A 1,835-nucleotide genomic window follows, 5' to 3' on the forward strand; every position below is an offset into this window, starting at 1 on the left:
TTGTTTAGCCTTTCACCCCTATCCACAGCTCATCCCCAAATTTTTCAACATTTGTGGGTTCGGACCTCCAGTACCTGTTACGGCACCTTCATCCTGGCCATGGATAGATCACTTGGTTTCGGGTCTACACCCAGCGACTGATTCGCCCTATTCGGACTCGATTTCTCTACGCCTCCCCTATCGGTTAAGCTTGCCACTGAATGTAAGTCGCTGACCCATTATACAAAAGGTACGCAGTCACGGAACAAGTCCGCTCCCACTGTTTGTATGCATACGGTTTCAGGATCTATTTCACTCCCCTCCCGGGGTTCTTTTCGCCTTTCCCTCACGGTACTGGTTCACTATCGGTCGATTACGAGTATTTAGCCTTGGAGGATGGTCCCCCCATATTCAGACAGGATTTCTCGTGTCCCGCCCTACTTGTCGTTATCCTAGTTCCACACGCGGGATTTTGTATAAGGGGCTATCACCCTCTATGGCCGGACTTTCCATTCCGTTCTACTATCGCACATGCTAAAAATAACAGGCTCTTCCGGGTTCGCTCGCCACTACTTCCGGAATCTCGGTTGATTTCTTTTCCTCGAGCTACTTAGATGTTTCAGTTCACTCGGTTCGCCACCATATCCCTATGTATTCAGGATAGGTTACCCTTGCGGGTGGGTTTCCCCATTCGGACATTTCCGGATCAAAGCTTGTTTGCCAGCTCCCCGAAACTTTACGCAGGCTACCACGTCCTTCATCGCCTGTAATCGCCAAGGCATCCACCATATGCACTTATTCGCTTGACCCTATAACGTTAAAACCTGAGCCCTTTTACGGGTCCGCCAGATAACGGTGAAGTCATCCAGCTCGCCTTACTCAGTTTCGCGGCAGGGAGTAAATCTGCCAGTCATAGGTTTTCTAAAGCATTACTTCCAACGATACCAAGCAGATATCGTTGAACTTGAAATAACCGTCTTATTACCAGCCTAGTTAGAGAACTAAGCCAGAACTTAACGCGTTAAAACATTTCGATTTTGCAATCAATTACTACCCATTTGAGCGCACACACTCATCACAAATGCATGCACTCACTTTACTTCTTCCATTTTGTTAAAGATCAGTCTAGTTAAAAAACTAGAAGCAAGCATTCAAGCTAAATGCTTGCTTCTAATTTCTTGCTATTACCTACATAAGCACTTCAAAGAATGGTGGAGGATGACGGGATCGAACCGACGACCCCCTGCTTGCAAAGCAGGTGCTCTCCCAGCTGAGCTAATCCCCCAATATTTCAGGTGAATCTGGTGGGTCTGGTTGGACTCGAACCAACGACCCCCGCCTTATCAAGACGGTGCTCTAACCAGCTGAGCTACAGACCCTATAAGGTAAATAACGTCGCCGTTATTTTAGGTAGGCCAATCTTTGATGCGCTTTTTTGAACAACCGATAAGTGTGAATGCTTGCAGAACAGGTGTTCTCTAGAAAGGAGGTGATCCAGCCGCACCTTCCGATACGGCTACCTTGTTACGACTTCACCCCAGTCATGAATCCCACCGTGGTAATCGTCCTCCTTGCGGTTAGACTAACTACTTCTGGTGGAACCCACTCCCATGGTGTGACGGGCGGTGTGTACAAGGCCCGGGAACGTATTCACCGCGACATGCTGATCCGCGATTACTAGCGATTCCGACTTCATGCAGTCGAGTTGCAGACTGCAATCCGGACTACGATCGGCTTTCTGGGATTGGCTCCCCCTCGCGGGTTGGCAACCCTCTGTACCGACCATTGTATTACGTGTGAAGCCCTGGCCATAAGGGCCATGAGGACTTGACGTCATCCCCACCTTCCTCCGGTTT

2 tRNA genes and 2 rRNA genes are annotated in these 1,835 nt (G+C 49.0%); all 4 read right to left on the reverse strand.

The annotated features are described in order from the left end of the window. Positions 1-788 (reverse strand): 23S ribosomal RNA (locus VK958_RS07075); the annotation flags it as partial. A gap of 400 nt (positions 789-1,188) precedes the next feature. Then, positions 1,189-1,264 (reverse strand) — tRNA-Ala (locus VK958_RS07080). A gap of 17 nt (positions 1,265-1,281) precedes the next feature. Continuing rightward, positions 1,282-1,358, reverse strand: a tRNA-Ile gene (locus tag VK958_RS07085). Between the two features lie 103 nt (positions 1,359-1,461). After that, positions 1,462-1,835 (reverse strand): 16S ribosomal RNA (locus tag VK958_RS07090); the annotation flags it as partial.

Source organism: Methylophilus sp. (genome assembly GCF_035460085.1).
In the GTDB taxonomy this organism is placed as follows: Bacteria; Pseudomonadota; Gammaproteobacteria; order Burkholderiales; family Methylophilaceae; genus Methylophilus.